The following is a 23,625-nucleotide window of genomic DNA, read 5'->3' as shown; positions in this document are numbered from 1 at the left end:
TACTAATGGCACTAAAGCACTTTAATCCCACGACGCCAAGCACGCGTAATACTGTTCTGATTGATCGGAGCGACCTTTGGAAAGGTAAGCCGGTTAAGCAGCTGACAGAGGGTAAGAACAAGTCTGGTGGTCGTAACAACCACGGGCGTACAACAGTACGTTTCCGTGGGGGTGGGCATAAGCAGTCTTATCGTTATGTTGACTTCAAACGTCGTAAGTTTGATGTTGCAGCTACAGTTGAGCGTCTTGAATACGATCCTAATCGTACAGCATTCATTGCTTTAATTAAGTACGAAGATGGCGAGCTTGCTTATATTCTTGCTCCCCAACGTATTAAAGCTGGTGATCGTGTTGTCTCTGGCGCGCAAACAGACGTAAAGCCAGGCAATGCAATGCCTCTAGGGGCAATGCCTGTTGGTACGATTGTTCACAATATCGAGTTGAAGCCTGGTGCAGGTGGTAAGCTGGCTCGTTCTGCGGGTACTTACGCTCAGCTTGTTGGTAAAGATGCAGGTTACGCTCAGATTAAGCTTCAATCTGGTGAGTTGCGTCTTGTCCGTGGTGAATGTATGGCGACTGTTGGCGCTGTATCTAACCCAGACAATATGAACCAACATATGGGTAAGGCAGGACGTACTCGTTGGTTGGGTCGCCGTCCACATAACCGTGGTGTCGTGATGAACCCTGTTGATCACCCACATGGTGGTGGTGAAGGGCGTACTTCCGGTGGTCGTCATCCAGTGACGCCTTGGGGTATTCCAACTAAGGGTTATAAAACTCGCGTTAATAAGAAGACGGACAGCTTGATTATCCGTCGTCGTAAGTCCGGTAAGTAAGAGGGGGCAATTAGAGATGGCACGTTCCGTCTGGAAGGGCCCGTTCGTTGACGGGTATCTGTTCGGTAAAGCAGAAGCAGCACGTGCTTCTGGTCGTAATGAAGTGATCAAAATCTGGTCACGTCGTTCTACGATTTTACCACAGTTCGTCGGACTTACGTTCGGCGTTTATAATGGGCATAAGTTTTTGCCTGTTCAGGTTACAGAGAATATGGTCGGTCACAAGTTTGGTGAGTTCTCACCAACACGTACCTATACTGGCCATGGCTCTGACAAGAAGTCAAAGCGGGGCTAAGAGATATGAGTAAGCCAAAACATATCCGCACGCTCGCTGATACGGAAGCGCAAGCAATTACGCGCAACATCCGTGTTAGCCCGCGTAAGCTGAACATGGTTGCAGCGATGATTCGCAACCAGCCAGCCGACAAAGCTATTGCCGCTTTGACTTTTTCACGTCGTCGTATCGCTCAGCAAGTCAAGAAGACTCTTGAGAGCGCTGTTGCGAATGCCGAGAACAACCATCAGTTGGATGTTGACCGCTTAGTGGTTAAAACAGCTGAAGTTGGTAAATCGATCGTCATGAAGCGTTTTCATGCACGTGGTCGTGGGCGTTCAGCACGCGTTGAAAAATTCTTTAGTCATCTGAAGATTGTTGTTGCTGAACGTGCAGATGTACAGGACACCAGCAAAGAACAGAAGGCAGCTTAACCCATGGGACATAAGGTCAATCCAATCGGGCTTCGGCTCGGTGTAAACCGCACTTGGGATAGTCGCTGGTATGCAGGTCAGGACTATGCACGCTTGTTGCATGAAGATTTGAAGTTACGTGCATTCCTGCGTCGTAAGTTGTCTGGTGCTGGTGTATCTCGTGTTGTTATTGAACGTCCTGCGAAGAAACCTCGCATTACGATTTATGCAGCACGTCCTGGTGTTGTGATCGGTAAAAAAGGTCAGGACATTGATGCTCTGCGCAAAGAGTTGAGCCGTATGGCGAAAACTGATGTTGCGTTGAACATTGTTGAGATCCGTAAGCCAGAGATCGATGCGACATTGGTTGCTGAGAATATTGCTCAGCAGCTAGAGCGTCGTGTTGCTTTCCGTCGTGCGATGAAACGCGCGATTCAATCAGCAATGCGTCTTGGCGCACAGGGTATTCGTATCACATGTAGCGGACGCCTTGGTGGAGCCGAAATTGCTCGTGATGAGAAGTATCGTGAAGGTCGTGTGCCTTTGCATACTCTTCGTGCGGATATCGATTACGGGACTGCTACCGCCATGACGACTTATGGTGCCTGTGGAGTAAAGGTTTGGATCTTCAAAGGCGAGATCTTGGCCCAGGATCCTTTGGCACAAGATCGCCGTGCTGCTGAGCAGGCTCCACAACGCTGATCTGTAGGCATTTAGCCTACAGTTCTCTTGCTGGTGCTGATTGAGGATTAAACAACATGCTTTCTCCAAAGCGGACTAAGTTTCGTAAAGCCCATAAAGGCCGTATTCACGGTCTTGCAAAGGGTGGAACACAATTAAATTTCGGGGCTTATGGTCTGAAGGCTCTTGAGCCAGAGCGTATTACCGCTCGTCAGATCGAAGCTTCGCGTCGTGCGATTACTCGTGCGATGAAACGTGCTGGTCGTGTATGGATTCGTATTTTTCCTGACCTTCCGGTCTCGACAAAGCCTGCAGAAGTGCGTATGGGCTCTGGTAAAGGGTCTCCTGAGTACTGGGCGGCTCGTGTGAAGCCGGGACGCATTTTGTTTGAAATCGAAGGCGTTCCACCAGAAGTTGCTCGTTTGGCATTGAGTTTGGGAGCTGCTAAGCTTCCGATCAAGACCAAGTTTGTTCAGCGTATCGGAGACGCTTAAGATGGCTGACAAGTATAAGTCTGCTGATTTGCGCGCAAAAAGCGATGATGAGTTGAAAACTCTTCTCGTCGAGCTAAAGCGTGAACAAATCAATCAACGTTTTTCAGCGGCTACAGGTCAGCTAGAAAACGCTAGTCACGTCAAAGTCGTGCGGCGCGCAATCGCTCGCATTAAGACATTGATGCATCAATCGAAGAACCGTGCGGGCGCTAAAACGTCCGCCGCAAAGTCCTGAGAGGAGACGGACGATGCCAAGGCGCGTCCTGACAGGTCGGGTAACAAGCGATAAGATGGATAAGACAGTTACTGTTCTTGTCGATCGTCGTGTTATGCACCCCCTGTATAAAAAGTTCATTCGCCGCTCTAAAAAGTATGCGGCTCATGACGAAGAGAATGTTTGCCAGGTTGGTGACCTTGTTCGTATTGAAGAATGTCCACCAATCTCCAAGCGTAAAACTTGGGCTGTTGTTGCTCGTAATGGAGAGGATCTGTCCGCAGCATCTTCTTCAGTTAGCGCGTAAGGGGGTAGGCACATGATACATCCCGAGACCAACCTAGACGTTGCAGATAATTCTGGCGCACGTCGGGTGCAGTGCATCAAGGTACTGGGTGGTTCCAAAAGAAAGACTGCCTCGGTCGGCGACATCATTGTCGTATCCGTAAAGGAAGCTATTCCTCGTGGTAAGGTAAAGAAAGGTGACGTGCATCAAGCCGTTATCGTTCGTACCTCTTATCCCGTGCGTCGTGCTGATGGTTCTGCTATTCGTTTTGATAAGAACGCTGCTGTTCTTATTAATAAACAGCAAGAGCCAATTGGAACACGTATTTTTGGCCCGGTCGTTCGTGAGCTTCGTGCACGTAAGTTCATGAAGATTATCTCCTTGGCACCGGAGGTGCTATAATGGCTGCTCGTATTAAAAAAGGTGATCAGGTTCTGATCCTTTCCGGCAAGTCCAAAGGAGTCCGTGGCGAAGTTCTTTCTGTTTTTCCAAAAACAGAAAAAGCTGTAGTTCGTGGTGTTGCTGTTGCAAAGCGTCATACGAAGCCTAACCGGATGGGCGGTGAGGGCGGTATTATCGAACGTGAAATGCCGATCCATTTGTCCAATTTGAAATTGGTTGATCCAAAGAGTGGAAAACCAACACGTGTTGGGTTCCGTGTGCTTGATGATGGTCGCAAAGTTCGTGTTGCTAAGGCAACCGGCGAAGTGATTGAAGGCTGAGGGGGCAAGAGATGAGCGATACAAAAACCGCTTTGCCACGTATGCAGCAGCGTTATGAAGACGTTCTGAAGCAACAGCTTCGCGAGCAGTTCGGTTACAAAAACCCAATGCAAATTCCACGGTTAGAAAAAATCGTGTTGAATATGGGCGTTGGTGAAGCAGCAGGCGATCAAAAGAAGCTTGATGCAGCCGTAGCCGAAATGGCAGCTATTTCTGGGCAAAAGCCTGTTAAAACTCTAGCACGTAAAGCGATTGCAGGTTTTAAAATTCGTGAAGGTTTGCCAATTGGATGTAAAGTTACTTTACGTCGCAAGCGGATGTACGAATTTTTAGACCGCTTAGTTACAATTGCTATGCCTCGCGTGCGTGATTTCCGTGGTCTACCTGCGAATAAAGGGTTTGATGGCCGTGGTAATTTTGCCATGGGCATTAAAGAGCAGATTGTTTTTCCAGAAATTGAGTATGATAAAATTGATGCTGTTCGTGGAATGGACATCATTTTTGTTACTTCTGCGAAGACAGATGCTGAAGCAAAAGCATTGCTGAAAGCTTTCGATCTACCTTTTCAAGGTTGATTAGATTACTTTTCAGACCGATCATGCTAAAAATTTAGGATTCGGCCTTTTAATTGAAGGTCGAATTCCTCTATATAGTGCTGATTGGAAAACCGTCGGGATAGGCCTGACAGGTTCCGGGAGAAAATTCGAGATGGCGAAGGTCTCAGCGGTTAACCGTAATAACCATCGTGCAGCTTTGGCAAAGCGCGATAAAGAAAAACGGACCGCTCTTAAAAATATCATCAAAGATCGTTCTCTTTCGGTCGAAGACCGTTTTGAAGCGACTTTAAAGTTGGCGAAATTGCCTCGTAACGGGTCTGCAACGCGCGTTCGTTTGCGTTGTAAGGTTTCTGGGCGTCCTCGTGCAAATTATCGCAAGTTTGAGTTGAGCCGTATTGCTCTGCGTGATCTTGCCTCTACCGGCCAGATTCCTGGTATGGTTAAGTCGAGCTGGTAAAGGGTAGGTTAAATGTCTTTGTCTGATCCGCTGGGTGATATGTTGACCCGGATCCGCAATGCGCAGCGTGCTCGTCATGCCGCTTGTGTGGCTCCGGCGTCAAAACTGCGCTCGAATGTACTCGAAGCTCTTAAGCGTGAAGGGTATATTCGCGGTTTTGCACTTGAAGAAGTCCGTAAAGGTGTAGCTCAATTGCGTATTGAGTTGAAATATACGGACGGACAACCAGTAATTAAAGAAATTCACAGAGTTTCTAAGCCTGGTCGTCGTGTTTATTCGAAGATCAAGGAACTTCCTCGCGTTTATGCGGGCCTTGGTGTGTCGATCCTTTCCACCCCACGTGGCGTCCTTTCGGACGTTGAGGCCCGCGCTGCCAATGTTGGTGGCGAGGTTCTCTGCCGCGTCTTCTAAGGAGGGGCGCATGTCTCGTGTAGGTAAATATCCTGTAGAAGTTCCGTCAGGCGTCCAAGTTGCCCTTGCTAATGGCGTTTTTACAGCCAAAGGTAAGCGTGGTGAACTGAGTATTCCTGTTTCTCGCTATGTTGACGTTAAGATTGAGGGCAATGAGGTTGCTGTTGCTCCAGTTGGACGTCGTTCCAGTGACAACTGGACTATGTGGGGAACAACACGCGCTTTGATTGCAAACGTAATTAAAGGCGTTTCTGTTGGTTTTACGAAGTCTCTTGAAATTCAGGGTACGGGTTTTCGTGCTGCTGTTCAGGGGTCTAACTTGGTTATGAATCTTGGGTTCTCCCATGATGTGGTGTACCCTGTACCAAGTGATGTAAAAATCACCACGCCTCGTCCAACCTCCATCGTTGTTGAAGGTAATGATAAACAACGTGTTGGTCAGGTTGCTCTTGATATCCGCAGCTTCCGTAAGCCTGAGCCTTATAAAGGTAAGGGTGTTCGTTACGAAACTGAAGTTCTGCGTCGCAAGGAAGGTAAGAAGAAATAATGGCATCGCAGCAAGGAATGCAGGAGCGTCGTCGTCAACGGCTTCGTTTCCAGCTTCGTCGCAAGAGCGGCGGCCGGCCGCGTTTGTCGGTCTTCCGTTCCAGCAAACATATTCATGCCCAGATCATCGACGATGCTCAGGGGCGTACGCTTGCTAGTGCGTCTACGCTGGAAAAAGACATCCGTTCTAACGGTAAGACTGGCGCGAATGTTGACGCCGCGTCTGTTATCGGAAAGCTGATAGCAGAACGCGCACTGGAAGCTGGTGTAAAGACCGTCGTGTTTGATCGCGGCGCTTATGTCTATCACGGCCGGGTCAAGGCCCTAGCTGAGGCTGCCCGTGAGGGCGGACTCTCGTTCTAAGGAGGATCATACATGGCACGAGAGCCAAAAGAAGGCGGCCGTGGTGGTCGTGAACGTGAGCAGGGCGATGATCTGGTCGATAAGCTCGTAACGATCAATCGTGTTGCTAAGGTTGTTAAGGGTGGCCGTCGCTTTGCTTTTGCAGCGTTGGTTGTTGTTGGCGATCAGAAAGGACGCGTTGGTTACGGAGCGGGTAAAGCTCGCGAAGTTCCTGAAGCGATCCGTAAGGCTACAGAACGCGCTAAGCGCAGCATGATCCGTGTTCCTATGAAGGAAGGTCGGACACTTCATCACGATGCTTTTGGGCATTATGGTGCAGGTAAGGTTGTCGTTCGTGCAGCTGAAGCAGGTACGGGAATCATCGCTGGTGGTCCGATGCGTGCTGTTTTTGAGAGCCTTGGCATCAACGATGTTGTTGCTAAAAGCTTGGGAACGCGTAACCCACACAACATGATTAAAGCGACTTTTGCTGCTCTTCAAAAAGCAGGAAGCCCACGTAACGTGGCAGCACGACGTGGTAAAAAAGTTGCTGAGATCTTTGGTAAGCGCGACCAGAATAATGCTGGGGAGGCTGCTAATGTCTGAAAAGGGTAAAACCATTCAGGTGACGCAGATCGCTTCTGTTATTGGTCGCAAGCCTGGTCAAGCAGAGACGGTAATAGGTCTTGGTTTGCGCGGAATTGGTTCCACACGTCGGCTGGAGGATACTCCAGCTGTGCGTGGAATGATCCGTAAAGTGGCCCACCTCGTTAAGGTGGAGGATTGATATGAACCTCAACGAATTGCGCGATAACGAGGGTTCTCGCTATCGTAAAAAGCGTCTTGGACGTGGCATTGGGTCCGGTAAGGGAAAAACTTCCGGTCGCGGTGTTAAGGGTCAAAAGGCTCGTGAAGGTGTCTCTTTGAACGGTTTTGAAGGTGGTCAGCTACCTTTATATCGTCGTATGCCAAAACGCGGATTTGTTAACATTTTCCGTAAAGTATACGCGCCTGTAAATCTTGGTGCTCTTTCCAAAGCAATTGAAGCAGGAAAGCTGGATGCATCATCCACAGTGACAGCAGAAACATTACGTGCTGCTGGCCTTGTGAATGGTAAGGTTCATGGTGTGCGTTTGCTTGCAAAAGGCGAATTGTCCCATAAGCTGACCATTGAGGTTGATGGCGCTTCAGCAACAGCGATTGCTGCTGTTGAAAAAGCTGGTGGTACTGTAAAAGTACTTGCACCAAAGAAAGAGACTCAGGCTGAGGCCTAAGATGTCTTTCTTCCAGAATAATCGTTCTGGAATGGGTAGATAGAGAGCAGCGTCCCGTGCATATGTACGGTGGCGCTGTTTTCATGAAAGGACAGGGGGATGGCTTCCGCAGCAGAGCAACTCGCCGCCAATCTCAATTTGAGTTCTTTTGCAAAGGCAACTGAACTTAAGAAGCGTATCTGGTTTACTCTTCTTGCTCTGATAGTTTATCGCCTTGGAACATATATCCCTGTTCCAGGAGTTGATGCGACTGTTATGGGGCAGCTTTTGGCGCAGCACCAAGGCGGTATTTTAGGCATGTTTGACATGTTTACCGGTGGTGCGCTTGGGCGTATGACAGTGTTTGCACTGAATATTATGCCTTATATTAGTGCTTCTATTATTATTCAGCTTCTCTCTACAGCTCTTCCTTCCATGGAAGCGATGAAAAAAGAGGGAGAGTCTGGGCGTAAAAAACTGAATCAATACACACGATATTTGACAGTTTTTATCGCGTTGTTTCAAGCTTACGGGATTGCCGTTGGGCTAGAAAATATGACTGCACAAGGCGGAGCAACTGCAGTTGTGTCGCCTGGACCATTTTTTCTGATCTCAAGTGTGATTACACTTGTGGGCGGAACGATGTTCTTAATGTGGCTAGGTGAGCAGATTACAGCGCGTGGGGTCGGGAACGGAATTTCTCTGATCATTTACACGGGGATTGTTGCAAACTTGCCTCATGCTCTGGCAAGCTTGTTTGAGTTGGGTCGGACAGGAGTTCTTTCTCCTGTGTTTGTGCTTGTTTTCCTTGTGTTGGCGATTGCTGTTATCGCATTCATTGTGTTTATGGAGCAGGCTCAGCGCAGGATCATCATACAGTATCCAAAGCGTCAGGTTGGCAATCGGATATATGGTGGTGATTCAACACATATGCCTTTGAAGGTTAATACGGCAGGGGTCATCCCTCCTATTTTCGCATCTTCGGTATTGTTGATCCCTGTCACAATTTCTGGATTTATGAGTAATAAACACTCCATGCCGCACTGGTTGTCGGTTTTGGGGCAGCAGCTTGGTCAGGGGCAGCCTCTGTACATGCTATTTTATGCTGCGATGATTGTGTTTTTCTCTTATTTCTATGCAGCGGTTACGTTTAACCCACAAGAAACAGCGGATAACTTAAGAAAACAAGGTGGCTTTATTCCTGGTGTTCGGCCTGGGGCTAATACGGCTGTTTATCTAGATCGTATTTTGTCACGTTTAACTGCAATTGGTGCTCTTTATCTGGTTGTTGTGTGTCTTCTTCCGCAGATTTTGATCAGTAAATATAATGTCCCGTTTTATTTTGGTGGTACGAGTTTGATCATTATCGTTTCCGTTACGATTGATACCGTTACCCAAGTGCAGTCTCATCTTGTGGCACATCAGTATCAAGGACTGATTCGTAAGCAGAAGCGGAATCGAGGTGGACGGAATAATGGGGTCCCGAGTGGGATAAAACGCCGATGAATATTATTCTTCTAGGCCCTCCTGGGGCTGGAAAAGGAACGCAGGCGAAGCGTCTTGAGCAGAAATATGGGCTAAAGCAGATTTCGACGGGTGATATGCTTCGTGCGGAAGTTGCGGCAGGAACAGCACTCGGGAAAGAAGCAAAGGCTATTATGGAAAAGGGACAATTTGTTCCTGACCCTGTCATGGTGAGCATGATTGAGAACCGTATCGCGGAATCTGATTGTGCCCACGGGTTTATTCTTGATGGCTTCCCTCGGACAGAAAGTCAGGCTGTTGCATTAGATGGCATGCTTTCTAAGACGCACCAGACGATTGGTGCTGTCATTTTGTTGGAAGTGGATGAAGGTCAGATTTTGGAACGCCTTGAGCAGCGCACAGGGGAAGACGGTACGCGCCGTGCGGATGATAACCCTGATGTGGTGCGGTCAAGACTAGAAGTTTATCGCCAACAAACAGCGCCTATTTTACCTTATTATGAAAAGGCTGGTCGCCTAAAACGGATCGATGGAATGCGTTCTGTCGATGATGTTGGGGCGTCGATAGATGCTTTGATTGGGTAAGGTATAAAAATAAAACACCAATAATCACGCAAAAGTGATCATTGGTGTTTGACAGGGTGCGGGAGAACAGTATATTCCGCGCTTTCAAGCTATTTACAGTTATAGACGTATTATGTCCCTTGGAATCGGTTTAGGGGAAAATAGTTTAGCTGTAATGCAATCGATCCAATTCTGATCGACAGTGTAAACAGGTAGGCACGGTTAGGCCGTGTCGATGGGAGATTTGGCGTGGCACGTATTGCCGGCGTAAACATTCCGACCAACAAGCGGGTGGTCATCAGCCTGCGTTATGTCTACGGCATTGGTCCGTCGACAGCGCAAGCAATTTGCAGCAAGCTTGGCATTCCTGATGCTAAGCGCGTAAACGAACTATCAGATGATGAGATCGTAAAGATCCGTGAAATTATCGATAGTGAATATCGCGTTGAGGGTGACCTTCGACGTGAAACAGCAATGAACATCAAGCGTTTGATGGATCTTGGTAGCTATCGTGGTCTACGTCACCGCCGCAGCTTGCCAGTTCGTGGTCAGCGTACTCATACCAATGCGCGTACGCGTAAGGGTAAAGCTGTTGCTATTGCTGGTAAAAAGAAAGTTACGCGCTAATCGCGTATAGCTTTTTCATCACTTTAGACGTACTCGTTAACTTTTAGGACGACCTCTATTATGGCTAAGGCCGCAGCGCCGCGCATTCGTAAGAAAGAGCGCAAAAATATTATCTCTGGTGTGGCACACGTGCTTTCCACGTTTAACAACACCATGATTACCATCTCCGATGCACAGGGTAATGCAATTGCATGGTCCTCTTCTGGTGCACAGGGCTTCAAAGGTTCGCGTAAATCTACACCATACGCTGCTCAGGTTGCTGCAGAAGATGCAGGCCGTAAAGCGCGTGAACATGGTATGGAAACGCTTGAGATCGAAGTTTCTGGTCCAGGTTCTGGTCGTGAGAGTGCACTTCGTGCGCTGCAGGCTGTTGGCTTTACGATTACGTCTATCCGCGACATGACACCGGTTCCACATAATGGATGTCGTCCGCGTAAACGTCGTCGCGTCTAAGTGATGAAATGCCACATCTTTTCATAGAGTGGCTTTTGTCGTTATTGCATCTTCTACCGCACGATCCGTGCGGGCCAGGTGCCGCCAATTTAATTGGCGGGCTTCGTTGTTTGAAAGGCCACGACCTTGGTTCTCCAGAAAAACTGGCAGTCCCTCATCAAGCCGGAGAAGCTTGAAGTCGAGCCCGGCACGGTTCCTTCGCGTATTGCTACTGTAGTGGCAGAACCGTTAGAGCGCGGTTTCGGTATGACGCTTGGGAATGCGCTGCGTCGTATTCTTCTGTCTTCTCTGCAGGGTGCAGCAGTTACTGCTATTCAAATTGATGGCGTTCTGCATGAATTCTCAGCGGTTCCTGGAGTGCGTGAAGACGTTACGGATATCGTCCTTAACGTTAAGCAACTTGCTTTGCGTATGCATGGTGAGGGGCCAAAGCGCATGATTTTGACGGCTACAGGGCCAGGAGAAGTTACTGCGGGGCAAATTCAGGCTGGGCATGATATTGAAATCATGAATCCAGACCTTGTGATTTGTACTTTAGATGATGGTGTAAAGCTCGGCATGGAGTTTACCGTCAATATGGGTAAAGGATATGTTGCAGCAGCAGCAAACCGCCCAGAGGATGCGCCTATTGGCATGATTCCGATTGACGCGATTTATTCTCCTGTACGCCGCGTTTCTTACAAAGTTGAGCAGACGCGTGTTGGTCAGGTTACTGACTATGACAAGCTGCTGTTAACGGTTGAGACAAACGGCGCTGTAACACCTGAAGATAGTTTGGCTCTTGCAGCCCGTATTCTTCAGGATCAATTGCAGCTCTTCATCAACTTTGATGAGCCTCGTCCTGTTGAGCAGGAAGAGCCACAAGATGATCTACCGTTCAATCGTAATCTTCTGCGTAAGGTTGATGAGCTTGAGCTTTCTGTGCGTAGCGCAAACTGCCTCAAGAACGATAACATCGTCTATATTGGTGATTTGGTGCAGAAATCCGAACAGGAAATGCTCCGTACGCCAAACTTTGGGCGTAAATCGCTTAATGAGATCAAGGAAGTTCTCACCGGTATGGGCTTGTCGCTTGGCATGAATGTCCCTGCTTGGCCACCTGAGAACATTGAAGATCTCGCCAAGCGTCTTGATGAGAACTTCTAAGATTAAGGAAATTAACAATGCGTCATGGTGTGAGCGGACGTAAATTAAACGTCACATCTTCTCACCGCGCTGCTATGTTCCGTAACATGGCAGTTGCACTTATTAAGCATGAGCAGATCACAACAACTCTTCCAAAGGCGAAAGAACTTCGTCCTGTCGTTGAGAAGTTGATTACGCTTGGTAAGCGTGGTGATCTGCATGCTCGTCGTCAAGCTTTTGCTCAATTGCGTGATGACGCAATTGTATCGAAGCTTTTTTCGACAGTAGCAGAGCGTTATAAATCACGTGCAGGCGGATATTCCCGCGTGCTTAAAGCTGGTATGCGTTATGGTGATAATGCAGATATGGCTGTGATTGAATTGGTGGATCGGGATGTTGCGGCAAAAGGCCAAGACAGTGGTCCTAAACCAGTTGCTGAAGAGCAAGCTGCAGCTTAATTCGACTGAATTGAGTTGAGTAGGAAAGCCGATGCGATAAAAGCATCGGCTTTTTTTATGTGAATCGGTTCACATTTGCGTCATAATTATGTTACGCTCAGAAAAAGTGAATCAGGACAGGTAAGATCCACTTGTGTGGTTCTTTCATAAAAAGTTTTATCGTCTTCTGTTCTGTCACGTCTGAATTGACCCCGAGCACTCTCGTAGGGGCTACAACGACGGATTCATATTGTTTTGGTAATGAGATCGAAACAATCTATGATGCGTCCTTAGATTTGGAGAGCATCTCTAATGACCGAAGCAACATCATCCAAGCGAGGATTAGCCGAAATCCTCGGTATTCCACGATCTCTTTTCTGGGCTTTTGTTGGCTTACTTTTATTCATGGTTGGAGACGGTGTAGAGGCGGGGTATCTTGATACCTTTATGCTTCATCACGGTCATAATCAGGGCTTTGTAAACGAATTATTCACCTTTTATGGTGTTACAGTCATGATAGCGGCTTGGTTTTCTGGTCCGCTGTCTGATTTGATGGGGCCGAAAAAGGTTATGTGGATCGGCCTTTTCTTATGGGCTCTGTTCGAAGTTGGGTTTTTATCGTTAGGACTAGGGCCCAATAATGGCTCAATGATCCTTTTATTTTATACATTACGTGGTTTCGCTTATCCACTTTTTGCATATGGCTTTCTTGTGTGGATTGCAGCGGCAACACCGACATCCATGCTAGGGTCTGCTGCGGGGTGGTTTTGGTTCTCGTTTTCTGCCGGTTTGCCAACGCTAGGCTCTCAATTTGCACGTTATACCATTCCTTACCTCGGCGAGGTGAAAACCTTTTGGTGCTCATTGGTGCTGGTCATTATTGGAGGCTTGATAGCTCTTCTTTTCACGCATGAGCCTACCGGAAAGAAAAGGCTATTACCAGAAAGTGTGCCGACTAAGGATATTTTCTTTGGTTCGTTAAGTATTATGTGGCGTGAACCAAAGACTTTGGTCGCAGGTATTGTTCGTATTATTGATACGTCTTCAGAATATGCATTTTTGGCAATTATGCCGGCTTTTTTTGTCGATGAACTTCATTTCTCGCTTGAGCAATGGTTGAATCTTCTCTCACTGATTTTTTTAAGTAACATCCTGTTTAACCTTGTTTCAGGCATGGTCGCAGATACATTGGGGCACCGTTTGGTTGTATCTGTGTTTGGTGGAATTGGTGGTTTTATAGCAATTCCATTATTCTATTATGTTCCGCTGTGGTTTACAGGAAATTTCTGGGCAGTTGCGGCTGCAGGTATTTTTTACGGCGCTACAGTGGCTGCCTTCGTTCCTCTTTCAGGGTTAATGCCGCAGATTGTTCCGCGTGAAAAAGCAGCAGCTTTGTCTATTCTAGGATTGGGGGCTGGAGCATCTACGTGGGTTGGTCCTGCCATTGTAGCATTGTGCTCTGCTGTTTTCGGCCCTGGAATGCAATATGTGATCTGGACATTTGCGGTGATTTATCTTGCCTCTGCCGGGATGACGTTAGTGTTGACGATTTCGCCAGAAGCGCGCCGTTATAATGAAGAAGTTGCTGCTCGTGGGGAGCAGACGACAGCAGTTGGACACTAAATACAGATTCCGTACTGTAATTTTAGAAAGGGAGCTCATATGTATGGGCTTCCTTTTTTTATGGTATATTATTGCGAAGTTATTGAGTGAAAAGAGGAGCTTTATGATGGATGCAGATTTAGAAGCTTATTTGGATGAAAGTGTTCGTCCTCTTCAAGAGGGAGCAGATAAGCTATTCGATTGTAAGAAGGTACGGAAAACACTTTGCTCTGCTGCAAAGGAGAGCCAATCGTTAGTTCAGGATTTGACGCTAGATCAACCTTGGTTTGTTGTGCTCTCTGCATTTGTGAGTGGGGTGCTGTTGGCACGTTTATGGAGTGCCAAGAAGTAATAGTTAATGTGTGTTAGAGTGCGGCAACAAAGCGACCCTTAGTAGGTCGCTTTTTTGTTAACGGCCGTTTTTATCTTTCTGAATGAAAGATGGCAGGAAAGGGTTATCTTGTTGCAGGGAAGATTTAGTCGGTAATTGATTGATATTCCACCCGCCGCCAAGATCTGTCAGGAGCCTGATTTCAGAAAGGAATTGCTGCTGACGAATATTCAATTGGTTTTGTTCATATTGCAGCGCTGCTTGTTGGGCATCAATAACTGTCGTGTAAATTTCTGTCCCAGCAAGATAGGCATTCATGGAAACCGTTACTGCGGATTGAGCGCTGGCAATGGCTTGGTTTTGTAAGTTTAATTGATCAGCAAGATAGTGCAGGTTTGACATCTGATCTTCTGTGTCCTGCATAGCAGAAAGAACGGTTTGTCGATAATTAGCAACCGCATTGTCATAATCCGCCTCTGCCTGACGAACGGCGGCTGTTCGTGCCCCTCCTTGGAATATGGTTTCAGAGGCAGCTGCCCCTAATCCCCATGTTCGATTGGCAATTTGGATAAGATGCTGAAGCGGATTTCCACTATAGCCGTAGGATGCTGATAAAGTGATATCAGGATAGAATGCGCCAATAGCGTAGCCAATTTCTGCATTGGCTGATTCCATGTTGCGCTCTGCTTGTGCTACATCCGGGCGCCTTTCAAGGAGCATGGATGGGGTAGATAATGGCGCTGGTGGAAGGTTATCAGGCAATGGCATTGGGGGAATAGTAAGTTCTTCAGGCGGGCGGCCCGTTAGAACAGCGATAGCATGCTCATATTGAGCACGAGCGATATGAGCATTTGCAAGGCTCGCTTGGGTGGATTGAAGCTGGTATTTCGCTTGGAAAACACTTGTTGGATTAGCAACGCCGGCATCAAGCTGGTTTTGCAGAATTTGTAGGTTATGTTTGTAAAGGCCAACATTCCGTGTGAACAGATCGACTAAGCTATCTTGATAGCGTAAGCTGAAATAGTCTTGTGCTAATTGTAATTCGTAAGAGAGCTTCATATTGGCAACGAGTGCGGCATTTGCTTGTGTAGCCGTTACTTGTTCCTGAATTTGGCGTCGGATTTTGCCCCATACATCAATGGTCCAGCTTGCCGATGGTCCTGTTTGCCACGTGTTGGTGGTGGTCCCGGTATTTTGGAATTGATTATTCCCAAGGCTAACGGAGCTTCCGCCTTTTGCTGCACGGTTATAGCTGAATGTTCCGTTTAGGGTCGGGAAGAGCTGAGCGCGGATTGAGTCGATCGTTGCCGCAGCTTTACGATATTGTGCCTCATATTGTTTGAGACTTTGATTGGATGTGGCTACCCGCTCTTCAAGCTCATTAAGGGTTGGATCATTGAAAATAATCCACCAGTTGCCTTTAGGAAATGTAGCTAGATCTGGCTGTGCTTTATTCCATCCAGGAGGAGGCGGGGCTTCCTTAAATTTGGAAGAAATAATGGCTTTTGGTTTATGATAGTTGGGCCCGACAAGGATACACCCACTGAGTAAAGGGGCTAATAATAAGGGAAGAGCAAGAGGTGCGAAATGTAATGGATGTAAAGGCACGGATGCTTGGGGGCGGGGAAATATAGGCATTAGGGTTTTGTTTTCCGTGATGAAATGCGTAGGTGGACAAGCAGGAACTTAGGGATGCTGCCAAGTATGGTACCAAAACGATCAAGATAAAGAAAAACAACAGGCGTACTATAAAGCGTTAAAAGCTGACTGAAGATCAAGCCTCCAAGAATAGCAATCCCCAAAGGATGACGCAATTCACTGCCATAGCCGCTTCCTATGATGAGAGGAACAGCACCAAAAGCAGCAGCAAGTGAGGTCATAAGGATGGGACGAAAACGTAGGATACTGGCCTTTTGAATGGCGTCAAAAGCTGGAACTCCATTTCGTTGTTCTTTAATGGCAAAGTCAATCAGCATGATGGCATTTTTCTTTACAATTCCAATTAAAAGGATAACGCCGATCATCGCCATTAAAGAAAATTCTTCACCAAAGAGCTGTAAGGCAAAAAGAGCACCAACACCGGCTGAGGGAAGGGTGGAGAGAATGGTTAAAGGATGGATAAGGCTTTCATAAAGCACACCAAGAATAATATAGACCGCAGCGATGGCGGCAAGGATGAGTAAAGGCTCATCATTGACAGATTTTTGGAAAGCGGCGGCATTCCCTGCAAATCCACCATGGATAGTGGAAGGGACATGAAGTTTGACCATGGTCGATTCAATGGCTTGAACCGCAGGGCCTAGAGAAACATTAGGTGCCAGATTAAAGGAAATGGTGGTGGCAACAGATTGTCCCTGATGGCTTACAGCAAGGGCAGTATTTGTATAACGTTGGTGACTTAATACAGAAAGAGGCACCATCTTTTCAGCATTGGTTGTAACGGCTGCACCACTTGATGCTGATTTGCCGCCGGCGAGGGAGTTCGCCATGGAGTTCATGTAGGAAAGTTCGCTTTGCGAGAGTGTGTTGGTCGTTTCTGTGGCTCTAACACGTAAATTGTTAGAAGCCGTGCCACCTGCTGCGGTTCCAGCCGATGCACTTACCCATATTTGCTGAAGCGTTGCAGGGTTTTGCCAAAACTCGGGTGCCACTTCCATAATGACACGATACTGGTTGAGTTCTTTATAAATGATCGATGCAGAACGTTGACCAAAAGCATCATAGAGCGTGTTGGCCATGAGTTGAGGAGTGATAGCATATCGAAAGCTTGTATCACGGTTAATACCAAGAGCGATTGCTTGACCGCCTTCTTCTACATTGGAAGAGACATCCATAAGAAGGGGGATTTTAGAGAGGGCGGATACAATTTTAGGTGTCCATTCAAACAATTCCTCCGCAGAAGAACCTTCAAGGGCGTATTGATAAGCTCCGTCTCCTCCCCGGGCGCCTATGCGGACAGAGCCGGGGGCAAGGAGGCGGAGTTGTGCCCCAACAACGTGTTTTTGGAATGTATGGTTAAGCCTTTGGATGGTGGTAGCGAGCTGATCATTGCGCTGCTCTTTGGGCTTTAAACTGATAAAAATATTGGCAGAATTTGCTGCGTGCCCGCCAGCCCCTCCCATAACGCCTGCGACATCACGGTCTGCGGCAATCAGTTTCATGGTCTTAGCTACGGTAGTTCGGAGTGCTTGAAAGGAAATAGATTGATCTGCGACAACACGCCCCATGAGTTGGCCGGTATCTTCGGAAGGGAAAAAGCCTTTTGGCATTTTTACAAAGAGAAAGCCGGCAAGGATAAGCGTGGCTGGAAGAGATAAAACAATAAGCAGGCGGTGGCGTAGGCTCCATATGAGTGAGTGTTCGTAACCCAGTGCAATGTGGTTAATCGTATATTCAAGAATAGAATTAATTTTGGTCCAGAAAGGGTGTTTTGACGAAGGATTGTGGCTCAGAATTTGAGCGCTGATCATAGGAGTTAGGGAGAGGGAGAGTATCATGGAAATAGATAATGTTATTACCATTACCATAGAGAATTCATGGAAAAGCCGACCTGCTATACCTCCCATGAACATAATTGGAGCGAAGACTACGATCAGGGAGATCGTGATAGAAAAAACAGTGAAGGCAACTTCGTTTGCGCCATAGATTGCAGCATCTTCACGTGAATATCCCATCTCTTTATAGCGTGTGATATTTTCTAAAACGACGATGGCATCATCGACGACAAAGCCGGTCGCAATCGTGAGAGCCATGAGAGACATATTATCGAGTTGATACCCAACCAGAGCCATAAACCCGAATGTTCCAATAATAGAAACAGGGACAACAAGAGCTGGGATCAGAATGGCTGATACACTTCTGAGAAAAAGCAGGACGACAATAATGACAAGAGCAACAGCGATGATAAGGGTTTGCTTGGTATCTTGTAATGACGCTCGAATAGTTTGAGAGCGATCAATCATAATATGCAGAGATGTATTGCCGGGAAGGGCCGTTTTTAGGAAAGGTAAGCGGCTGCGGATGCCATCAATTGTTTGGATAATATTTGCACCGCCCTGTGTGAAGATAACTCCAATAACAGCTCGGTTCCCATTGAAAAAACCTGCTTGGCGAATATCTTCAAGACCATTTTGAATGTCTGCGACATCTGTGAGTTGAACAGGCTGCCCATTGCGATACGCAATAACAAGATCATGGTAATCTTTGGCATTCGTTGCTTGATCATTGGTCGTAAGGGTGAGGCGTGTGCCGTGTGCGTCAATAAAACCTTTGGGAGTATGAGCATTAGCTGATGCTAAAGCAGCACGAACATCTTCAAAGCCAATTCCATAACGAAATAATTTGAGAGGGTTTAATTCAACCCGAACGGCAGGGAGGGCACCTCCATGAATATCAACTTCCCCAACTCCTTGAATTTGGCTGAGTTGCTGAACCAAAACATTGGTCGCAAAGTCATAAAGTTCTTGTGGGGTATGTGTAGTGGAACTAAGCGTGAAGGCCATGACGGGTGGCCCATTGGAATTGGCTTTTCGGTAGGTCGGGTTTGCTCTGAGGGAAGAAGGTAAGTCTTGACGGGCATCTTGTAGAGCAGACTCTACGTCTCGGGCAGCGCCGTTTATATCCCTTGAAAGATCAAATTGGAGAGTAATCCGTGTTTGATTGACGGTTGATTCTGAGGTCATTTCCGTCACGCCGGAAATAGCCCCTAAATGGCGCTCTAGGGGGGCTGCAACCGTACTTGCAATTTCTGATGGAGCACCGCCTGGTTGGTTGGCGGTGACCATGATGACAGGAAAATCAACATTAGGAAGATCAGCAACAGGGAGATGTAAATATCCGATTAATCCTCCAAGCAGAAGCGCCAAGGCCATGAGAGACGTGCCCACAGGCCTCATGACGAAAAGGCGTATGAGTTTCATGAAGCATTATTGGGGTTATGGTGAGGCGGACGTGTTGGTGAATTGCGTTTAAAGAGGGACTTCGTTTTTTTGCCCAGTTGATCCATGAAAAGATAAATAACAGGTGTTGTGAATAAAGTGAGGATTTGAGAAAGAATAAGTCCGCAGACGATAGCAACACCAAGTGGGCGCCGTAGTTCTGAGCCAACGCCATGGCCAAGCATGAGAGGAAGGGCCCCGAACAGAGCTGCAAGCGTGGTCATAAGGATAGGGCGAAAGCGCAAGATAGCTGCTTGCCGGATAGCGTTAAGAGGAGATTGCTTTTCAAGCCGTTCAGCTTCCAAAGCAAAATCAATCATCATAATAGCGTTTTTCTTCACGATCCCGATCAGGAGTACAATTCCAATAATACCCATAATATCAAGATCCATCCCGCAGAGGTAAAGCCCAATTAAGGCACCGATGGTGGCTGATGGCAGAGTGGACAAAATGGTGATGGGATGGATCAAACTTTCATAGAGAACGCCGAGCACAATATAAACAGCGATAATGGCAGCAAGAACTAACCAAACTTCATTTGACAATGAGGAACGGAAAGCCGCAGCGGTTCCTTGGAAGGAGGTTTGAAAGGCTGGGGGAAGGTTGATTTGTTTTTCAACACGTTCGATAGCATTTGTCGCTTGCCCCAGCGAATATCCTTTGGTCACATTAAAAGAGATGGTCGTAGCAGGGAATTGCCCATAGTGGCTGATGAGCAGTGGAGCAGTGCTGTGAGTAATGGTCGTGACCTGATTAAGTGGCACAAGACCAGAAGTGGGTTGACGTGCTGGGCCAGTAGTGCTTCCGCCTGCTTGAGAGGAAATTCCCGGAAGGTAGAGGTGGTCAAGAGAGGTTAGGTCATGCTGAAGGGTGGGCATAGCCTCTAAGATGACGCGATATTGGTTGGCTTGAGTATAAATCGTTGAAATTTGGCGCTGGCCATAACTGTCGTATAGGAGATTATCAATGGTTTGTGGTGTGATGGAGTAACGTGCTCCCGTCGCCCGATCCAGATAGATTTGCGCGATTAACCCTTCTGCCTGCAGATCAGAGGTTACACCAGATAAAGATGGTTCATGCTGAAGGGCTGAAATAAATTTGGGAACCCATGTTGTGAAAGTGTTATAATCTGGGTTCTCTAAGATGAATTGGTATTGTGTGGCAGAAACAGAGGAATCAAGAGATAGGTCTTGAATAGGCTGAACATAAAACTCTGCCCCGACAACGTTATGGCTGATTTGGCTTAAACGGTTTAACAGCGTTGGAAGGTCTGAAGTGCGCTGTTCTTGTGGCTTTAGGTTAATTAAAAAACGACCCACATTAAGGGTCATGTTCTGACCATCAATCCCAACAAAAGAGGAGAGGCTGGCAACATCAGGATCTTTGAGGATTTCATTTCCTAAAGCCGCTTGTTTTTCTTGCATACCATCGAAGGAGATGGCTTGAGGCATAACGGAAATGCCTTGAATAACGCCTGTATCCTGTGTGGGGAAAAATCCTTTTGGAATGGTGTAAGCGAGAACGCCGGTGAGAATGATCGTTCCAACAGTGACAATTAATGTTGTGGTTCTGAAGTGTAAAACCACATCCAGCCACCGGCCATATGTGGCAATGATCGCGTGAATAATATCTTCTGTTTTATTCGAAAACCGGGCCCAGAGGCTATTGCTTTGAGAGTGCGCATGCGTGTCCGTTAGCATTCGGGCGCACATCATTGGGACGAGGGTTATGGAGACAATGGCGGAAATAACGATCGTTACGGCGAGCGTCATGGCAAACTCATGGAAGAGCCGCCCGACAACGTCTTTCATGAAAAGTAATGGAATGAGCACCGCAATAAGAGAGACGGTGAGTGAAATGATGGTGAAGCCAATTTCCTGAGAGCCTTTAAGGGCTGCTGTATAACGATCTTCACCAGCCTCGACGTAGCGTGCGATATTTTCAATGACGACAATCGCATCATCAACGACAAATCCCGTCGCAATGGTGAGTGACATAAGAGACAGATTATCGAGGGAGAAGCCAAGCAGATACATGGCGGCCATCGTCCCAATTAGAGATAATGGAACAGAAAGGCTGGGAATGATGGTGGCAGGGATATTGCGTAGAAAAACGAAAATCACTCCCACGACCAGAACCATGGCAAGAGTGAGTTCATATTCCACATCTTTTACAGATGCACGGATTGTCGTGGTGCGGTCCGTTAGGGGAGTGATATCGATCCCAGGAGGAAGATCTTTCTTCAGTTGAGGAAGGATAGATAAAACGTTGTCGACTACACCAATCACATTAGCGCCGGGCTGGCGCTGGACATTGAGAATGAGCGCAGGCGTTCTATTGCTCCACGCCGCGAGCTGAGAATTTTCTGCGCCTTCAACAACCGTAGCAATATCTCTTACACGAATGGGGCCGTTATTTTGATAGGCAATAACCTGATTCATTAACTGATCCACAGATTGGATCTGCCCATCAATGCGAAGGGATGTTGCTTTTTTCGGCCCGTCAAACGTTCCTGTCGGGGAGTTGACGTTTACGGTTGTAATGATGGTGCGTAGGGTATCAATGGCGATACCGTAAGAGGTGAGTTTGGGTATATTAACCTGAATACGATAGGCTTTGCGGTTCCCACCAGACAGGGAGACAAGCCCAACCCCCGAAATTTGACTGATCTTTTGTTCAAGTCTTGTGTTGACGTAATCCTCGACCTCAGGAAGCGGTAAGGTTTTGGATGTGATCCCTAGAGTGAGAACGGGCGTGTCTGCTGGGTTGACCTTGGCATAAATGGGGGGAGCCGGCAGGTCGGAAGGTAGGAGAGAGTTGGCATTATTGATTGCTGCCTGAACTTCTTGCTCGGCAACATCCATAGACATATCAAGATCAAAGCGCAGTGTAACGACAGATGCCCCACCTGATGATTGGGATGTCATCTGATCAAGCCCCGGCATCTGGCCAAGTTCTGTTTCTAAAGGGGCAGTGATGGACGTGCTCATCACATCAGGCCCAGCGCCCGGGTAGAAGGTTGATACGGTTATGGTGGGGTATTCAACTTGTGGTAGCGCAGAAACAGCAAGGAAATGATAGCCAAGCAAACCACTTAGCAAAATAGCGAACATTAGGAGGCTGGTGGCAACGGGACGTTCGATGAACAAGCGGGACGGGTTCACGGTCTTGCTGTTCCTTAAAAGAAATTATGAATGTTTGTCGTTTGGGATGGAAACTTTTTGCCCGGGTCGTAAATGGCTCACTCCATCTGTAACCACACGGTCTCCCGCTTTTATTCCTGAAAGGATGACAGCATTCTGAGTGTCTGTGTTTCCAACTTTTACGGCAATATCTTTAACCGTCATATCCGGCTCAACACGGTAGACGAATGGGCCTTCTGGGCCAGTTTGTAATGCTTCCCCGGGGAGAATGAGAACATTATGAAGTGTTTTTACGAGGAGGTGAGCATTAACAAATTCATTAGGGAAGAGGTGGAGGTCTTCATTAGAGAAAATACCACGTAAGCGAACAGTTCCCGTCGCTGTGTCAATCTGACTATCTAAAGCTTTAACAGTGCCAGAGGCAATTTTTTGTGTGTTGTCACTATTCCAAGCATCTACTGTTAGAGCACCAGCTTCCCGGAGTTGGTCTGCAACAGTTCCAATTTGGTTTTGGGGTAATGTAAAGATAACAGAGATGGGTTGCATTTGGGTCAGAATGGCTAATCCGCCTGATTGCCCCGCGGTGACATAGTTGCCTTTATCGAGGGCGCGAATACCGACGCGTCCATCAACGGGGGCTAAGATGTGGCAATACATTACATTGAGTTCGGCATTACGGACATTCGCTTCATCGAATTGAACCGTACCTTCCAGTTGCTGAACGGTAAATTCCTGATCCCGGGCGGTCATGGCAGACGTGGAGTTCTGGCGGATGAGGCGTTGGTAACGTGCGTTATCCACTCTTGCTTTTTCGAGTTGAGCGCGGTCAGCAGCTAATGTGCCTCGATATTGGGCTAGCGTTGCTTCGTAAGGGCGGGGGTCAATGAGCTCAAGTAAATCGCCTTTATGAACGTATTGCCCTTCTTGATAATACACATCCAGAATATGGCCATTGACACGCGGTGTGATGGTTACATTTGTAATGGGAACAACAGTACCAAGTAGCTGTAAGACGACGGGCATGTCATCAATATGTGCGGTGGTTACTGCGACTGGCTGAACGTTGCCAGCAAGGTTATTTGTTTTATGGGAGTGCTTTGTGGGATGAAAAAAAGCAAACCCGATTAGGAGAATAATAACGATAAGGATAAGCCAAATCAGCCAGCGTTTGCGAGAAGCTTTTTTTGCATGATGAGCATGGCTATCGTGATGGCGGTCGCTGGTGGTGTCGGCCGTCGGCTGATCCATAGTCGTTAGTCTTTCGTATTCAGCAATATGAGATTGATTCTATAATAACAGGAAGAAACGACCTTACCTATTTTAGCATATTGATAAAGAAGATACTGAATATAGCGAAGGACAGGAAGCTAAATAAATGTTAAGTTTTTGCAATGAATTTGGGGTTCAATAGATCTCTCTAAGCAGATTTCAACAAT

The 23,625-nt window shown here is 47.3% G+C and carries 30 protein-coding genes; 26 read left to right on the top strand and 4 right to left on the bottom strand.

The genetic code is table 11. The features are described 5' to 3' along the window. Nucleotides 1–5 precede the first annotated feature (5 nt). The 26 genes from rplB (at nucleotide 6) to E3D00_RS01870 (ending at nucleotide 14,130) form a co-directional block, all read left to right on the top strand. Nucleotides 6–836 (top strand): 50S ribosomal protein L2, encoded by an 831-nt coding sequence (gene rplB / locus E3D00_RS01990; RefSeq protein ID WP_141459476.1) that lies wholly within the window; start codon nucleotides 6–8, stop codon nucleotides 834–836. Between the two features lie 16 nt (nucleotides 837–852). Beyond that, nucleotides 853–1,131, top strand: a complete 279-nt coding sequence (rpsS, locus tag E3D00_RS01985; RefSeq protein ID WP_007282725.1) for a 30S ribosomal protein S19 — start codon at nucleotides 853–855, stop codon at nucleotides 1,129–1,131. 5 nt (nucleotides 1,132–1,136) lie between these two features. Next, entirely contained in the window at nucleotides 1,137–1,544 is a 408-nt protein-coding gene (gene rplV / locus E3D00_RS01980; protein ID WP_141459474.1) for a 50S ribosomal protein L22, read from the top strand. A gap of 3 nt (nucleotides 1,545–1,547) precedes the next feature. Next, entirely contained in the window at nucleotides 1,548–2,225 is a 678-nt protein-coding gene (gene rpsC, locus E3D00_RS01975) for a 30S ribosomal protein S3 (protein ID WP_141459472.1), read from the top strand. A gap of 56 nt (nucleotides 2,226–2,281) precedes the next feature. Further along, complete coding sequence (rplP, locus tag E3D00_RS01970; RefSeq protein WP_141459470.1) at nucleotides 2,282–2,698, top strand: 50S ribosomal protein L16; 417 nt, start codon at nucleotides 2,282–2,284, stop codon at nucleotides 2,696–2,698. Between the two features lies 1 nt (nucleotide 2,699). Then, nucleotides 2,700–2,933: a 50S ribosomal protein L29 gene (gene rpmC, locus E3D00_RS01965; protein ID WP_141459468.1), complete on the top strand. Its 234-nt coding sequence runs from the start codon at nucleotides 2,700–2,702 to the stop codon at nucleotides 2,931–2,933. 13 nt (nucleotides 2,934–2,946) lie between these two features. After that, nucleotides 2,947–3,219: a 30S ribosomal protein S17 gene (gene rpsQ / locus E3D00_RS01960; protein ID WP_141459466.1), complete on the top strand. Its 273-nt coding sequence runs from the start codon at nucleotides 2,947–2,949 to the stop codon at nucleotides 3,217–3,219. 12 nt (nucleotides 3,220–3,231) lie between these two features. Next, nucleotides 3,232–3,600, top strand: coding sequence for a 50S ribosomal protein L14 (rplN, locus tag E3D00_RS01955; protein WP_007282731.1), 369 nt, complete (start codon nucleotides 3,232–3,234; stop codon nucleotides 3,598–3,600). Continuing rightward, nucleotides 3,600–3,920: a 50S ribosomal protein L24 gene (gene rplX / locus E3D00_RS01950; protein ID WP_141459464.1), complete on the top strand. Its 321-nt coding sequence runs from the start codon at nucleotides 3,600–3,602 to the stop codon at nucleotides 3,918–3,920. The genes rplN and rplX overlap by 1 nt, the downstream gene beginning before the upstream one ends. Nucleotides 3,921–3,931: 11 nt before the next feature. After that, nucleotides 3,932–4,495: a 50S ribosomal protein L5 gene (gene rplE / locus E3D00_RS01945; protein WP_141459463.1), complete on the top strand. Its 564-nt coding sequence runs from the start codon at nucleotides 3,932–3,934 to the stop codon at nucleotides 4,493–4,495. Nucleotides 4,496–4,628: 133 nt separating this feature from the next. Next, on the top strand, nucleotides 4,629–4,934 hold the full coding sequence (gene rpsN / locus E3D00_RS01940; protein WP_141459461.1) for a 30S ribosomal protein S14: 306 nt from the start codon (nucleotides 4,629–4,631) through the stop codon (nucleotides 4,932–4,934). Nucleotides 4,935–4,946: 12 nt separating this feature from the next. Next, nucleotides 4,947–5,345, top strand: a complete 399-nt coding sequence (rpsH, locus tag E3D00_RS01935; RefSeq protein WP_141459459.1) for a 30S ribosomal protein S8 — start codon at nucleotides 4,947–4,949, stop codon at nucleotides 5,343–5,345. Between the two features lie 10 nt (nucleotides 5,346–5,355). Then, nucleotides 5,356–5,892, top strand: coding sequence for a 50S ribosomal protein L6 (gene rplF, locus E3D00_RS01930; protein ID WP_141459457.1), 537 nt, complete (start codon nucleotides 5,356–5,358; stop codon nucleotides 5,890–5,892). Further along, nucleotides 5,892–6,254: a 50S ribosomal protein L18 gene (gene rplR, locus E3D00_RS01925; protein ID WP_141459455.1), complete on the top strand. Its 363-nt coding sequence runs from the start codon at nucleotides 5,892–5,894 to the stop codon at nucleotides 6,252–6,254. The genes rplF and rplR overlap by 1 nt, the downstream gene beginning before the upstream one ends. Before the next feature lie 12 nt (nucleotides 6,255–6,266). Continuing rightward, nucleotides 6,267–6,839: a 30S ribosomal protein S5 gene (gene rpsE / locus E3D00_RS01920; RefSeq protein WP_141459453.1), complete on the top strand. Its 573-nt coding sequence runs from the start codon at nucleotides 6,267–6,269 to the stop codon at nucleotides 6,837–6,839. Further along, nucleotides 6,832–7,020, top strand: coding sequence for a 50S ribosomal protein L30 (gene rpmD / locus E3D00_RS01915; protein ID WP_141459451.1), 189 nt, complete (start codon nucleotides 6,832–6,834; stop codon nucleotides 7,018–7,020). The genes rpsE and rpmD overlap by 8 nt, the downstream gene beginning before the upstream one ends. Before the next feature lies 1 nt (nucleotide 7,021). Further along, nucleotides 7,022–7,507 (top strand): 50S ribosomal protein L15, encoded by a 486-nt coding sequence (gene rplO, locus E3D00_RS01910; RefSeq protein WP_141459449.1) that lies wholly within the window; start codon nucleotides 7,022–7,024, stop codon nucleotides 7,505–7,507. A gap of 99 nt (nucleotides 7,508–7,606) precedes the next feature. After that, the gene (gene secY, locus E3D00_RS01905) at nucleotides 7,607–8,992 is read left to right on the top strand and encodes a preprotein translocase subunit SecY (protein ID WP_141459447.1); all 1,386 of its coding nucleotides are present in this window, start codon (nucleotides 7,607–7,609) and stop codon (nucleotides 8,990–8,992) included. Next, nucleotides 8,989–9,555, top strand: coding sequence for an adenylate kinase (locus E3D00_RS01900; RefSeq protein ID WP_141459446.1), 567 nt, complete (start codon nucleotides 8,989–8,991; stop codon nucleotides 9,553–9,555). Before secY ends, E3D00_RS01900 begins: the two co-directional genes overlap by 4 nt. Before the next feature lie 228 nt (nucleotides 9,556–9,783). Further along, nucleotides 9,784–10,161, top strand: coding sequence for a 30S ribosomal protein S13 (rpsM, locus tag E3D00_RS01895; protein ID WP_141459444.1), 378 nt, complete (start codon nucleotides 9,784–9,786; stop codon nucleotides 10,159–10,161). 60 nt (nucleotides 10,162–10,221) lie between these two features. Then, nucleotides 10,222–10,614 carry a 30S ribosomal protein S11 gene (rpsK, locus tag E3D00_RS01890; protein WP_007282744.1) on the top strand — a complete coding sequence of 131 codons (393 nt, stop codon included), beginning with the start codon at nucleotides 10,222–10,224 and terminating at the stop codon, nucleotides 10,612–10,614. 8 nt (nucleotides 10,615–10,622) lie between these two features. Further along, nucleotides 10,623–10,790 carry a hypothetical protein gene (locus tag E3D00_RS10495; RefSeq protein WP_181441980.1) on the top strand — a complete coding sequence of 56 codons (168 nt, stop codon included), beginning with the start codon at nucleotides 10,623–10,625 and terminating at the stop codon, nucleotides 10,788–10,790. Then, nucleotides 10,741–11,760, top strand: coding sequence for a DNA-directed RNA polymerase subunit alpha (locus E3D00_RS01885; RefSeq protein ID WP_141459442.1), 1,020 nt, complete (start codon nucleotides 10,741–10,743; stop codon nucleotides 11,758–11,760). Before E3D00_RS10495 ends, E3D00_RS01885 begins: the two co-directional genes overlap by 50 nt. A 17-nt stretch (nucleotides 11,761–11,777) precedes the next feature. After that, nucleotides 11,778–12,197 carry a 50S ribosomal protein L17 gene (gene rplQ, locus E3D00_RS01880; protein ID WP_141459440.1) on the top strand — a complete coding sequence of 140 codons (420 nt, stop codon included), beginning with the start codon at nucleotides 11,778–11,780 and terminating at the stop codon, nucleotides 12,195–12,197. Nucleotides 12,198–12,488: 291 nt separating this feature from the next. Further along, nucleotides 12,489–13,799 carry an MFS transporter gene (locus E3D00_RS01875; RefSeq protein WP_141459438.1) on the top strand — a complete coding sequence of 437 codons (1,311 nt, stop codon included), beginning with the start codon at nucleotides 12,489–12,491 and terminating at the stop codon, nucleotides 13,797–13,799. A 103-nt stretch (nucleotides 13,800–13,902) separates the two neighbouring features. Beyond that, complete coding sequence (locus E3D00_RS01870; protein ID WP_246091464.1) at nucleotides 13,903–14,130, top strand: hypothetical protein; 228 nt, start codon at nucleotides 13,903–13,905, stop codon at nucleotides 14,128–14,130. A gap of 57 nt (nucleotides 14,131–14,187) precedes the next feature. On the opposite strand, the gene E3D00_RS01865 is transcribed toward E3D00_RS01870, so the two are convergent. The 4 genes from E3D00_RS01865 to E3D00_RS01850 are packed head-to-tail and all read right to left on the bottom strand — an operon-like array spanning nucleotide 14,188 to nucleotide 23,437. Further along, nucleotides 14,188–15,747, bottom strand: coding sequence for an efflux transporter outer membrane subunit (locus tag E3D00_RS01865; RefSeq protein WP_141459436.1), 1,560 nt, complete (start codon nucleotides 15,745–15,747; stop codon nucleotides 14,188–14,190). After that, nucleotides 15,747–19,028, bottom strand: coding sequence for an efflux RND transporter permease subunit (locus tag E3D00_RS01860; protein ID WP_141459434.1), 3,282 nt, complete (start codon nucleotides 19,026–19,028; stop codon nucleotides 15,747–15,749). Before E3D00_RS01860 ends, E3D00_RS01865 begins: the two co-directional genes overlap by 1 nt. Next, nucleotides 19,025–22,210 carry an efflux RND transporter permease subunit gene (locus tag E3D00_RS01855; RefSeq protein WP_141459432.1) on the bottom strand — a complete coding sequence of 1,062 codons (3,186 nt, stop codon included), beginning with the start codon at nucleotides 22,208–22,210 and terminating at the stop codon, nucleotides 19,025–19,027. The genes E3D00_RS01860 and E3D00_RS01855 overlap by 4 nt, the downstream gene beginning before the upstream one ends. Nucleotides 22,211–22,234: 24 nt before the next feature. Then, nucleotides 22,235–23,437 carry an efflux RND transporter periplasmic adaptor subunit gene (locus tag E3D00_RS01850; protein WP_141459430.1) on the bottom strand — a complete coding sequence of 401 codons (1,203 nt, stop codon included), beginning with the start codon at nucleotides 23,435–23,437 and terminating at the stop codon, nucleotides 22,235–22,237. Nucleotides 23,438–23,625 lie beyond the last annotated feature (188 nt).

Origin of the sequence: Swingsia samuiensis (assembly GCF_006542355.1) — a bacterium.
Taxonomy (GTDB): Bacteria; Pseudomonadota; Alphaproteobacteria; order Acetobacterales; family Acetobacteraceae; genus Gluconobacter; species Gluconobacter samuiensis.
Note: the sequence above shows the minus strand (reverse complement) of the source record. Positions and strands in the feature narration are given on the sequence as shown.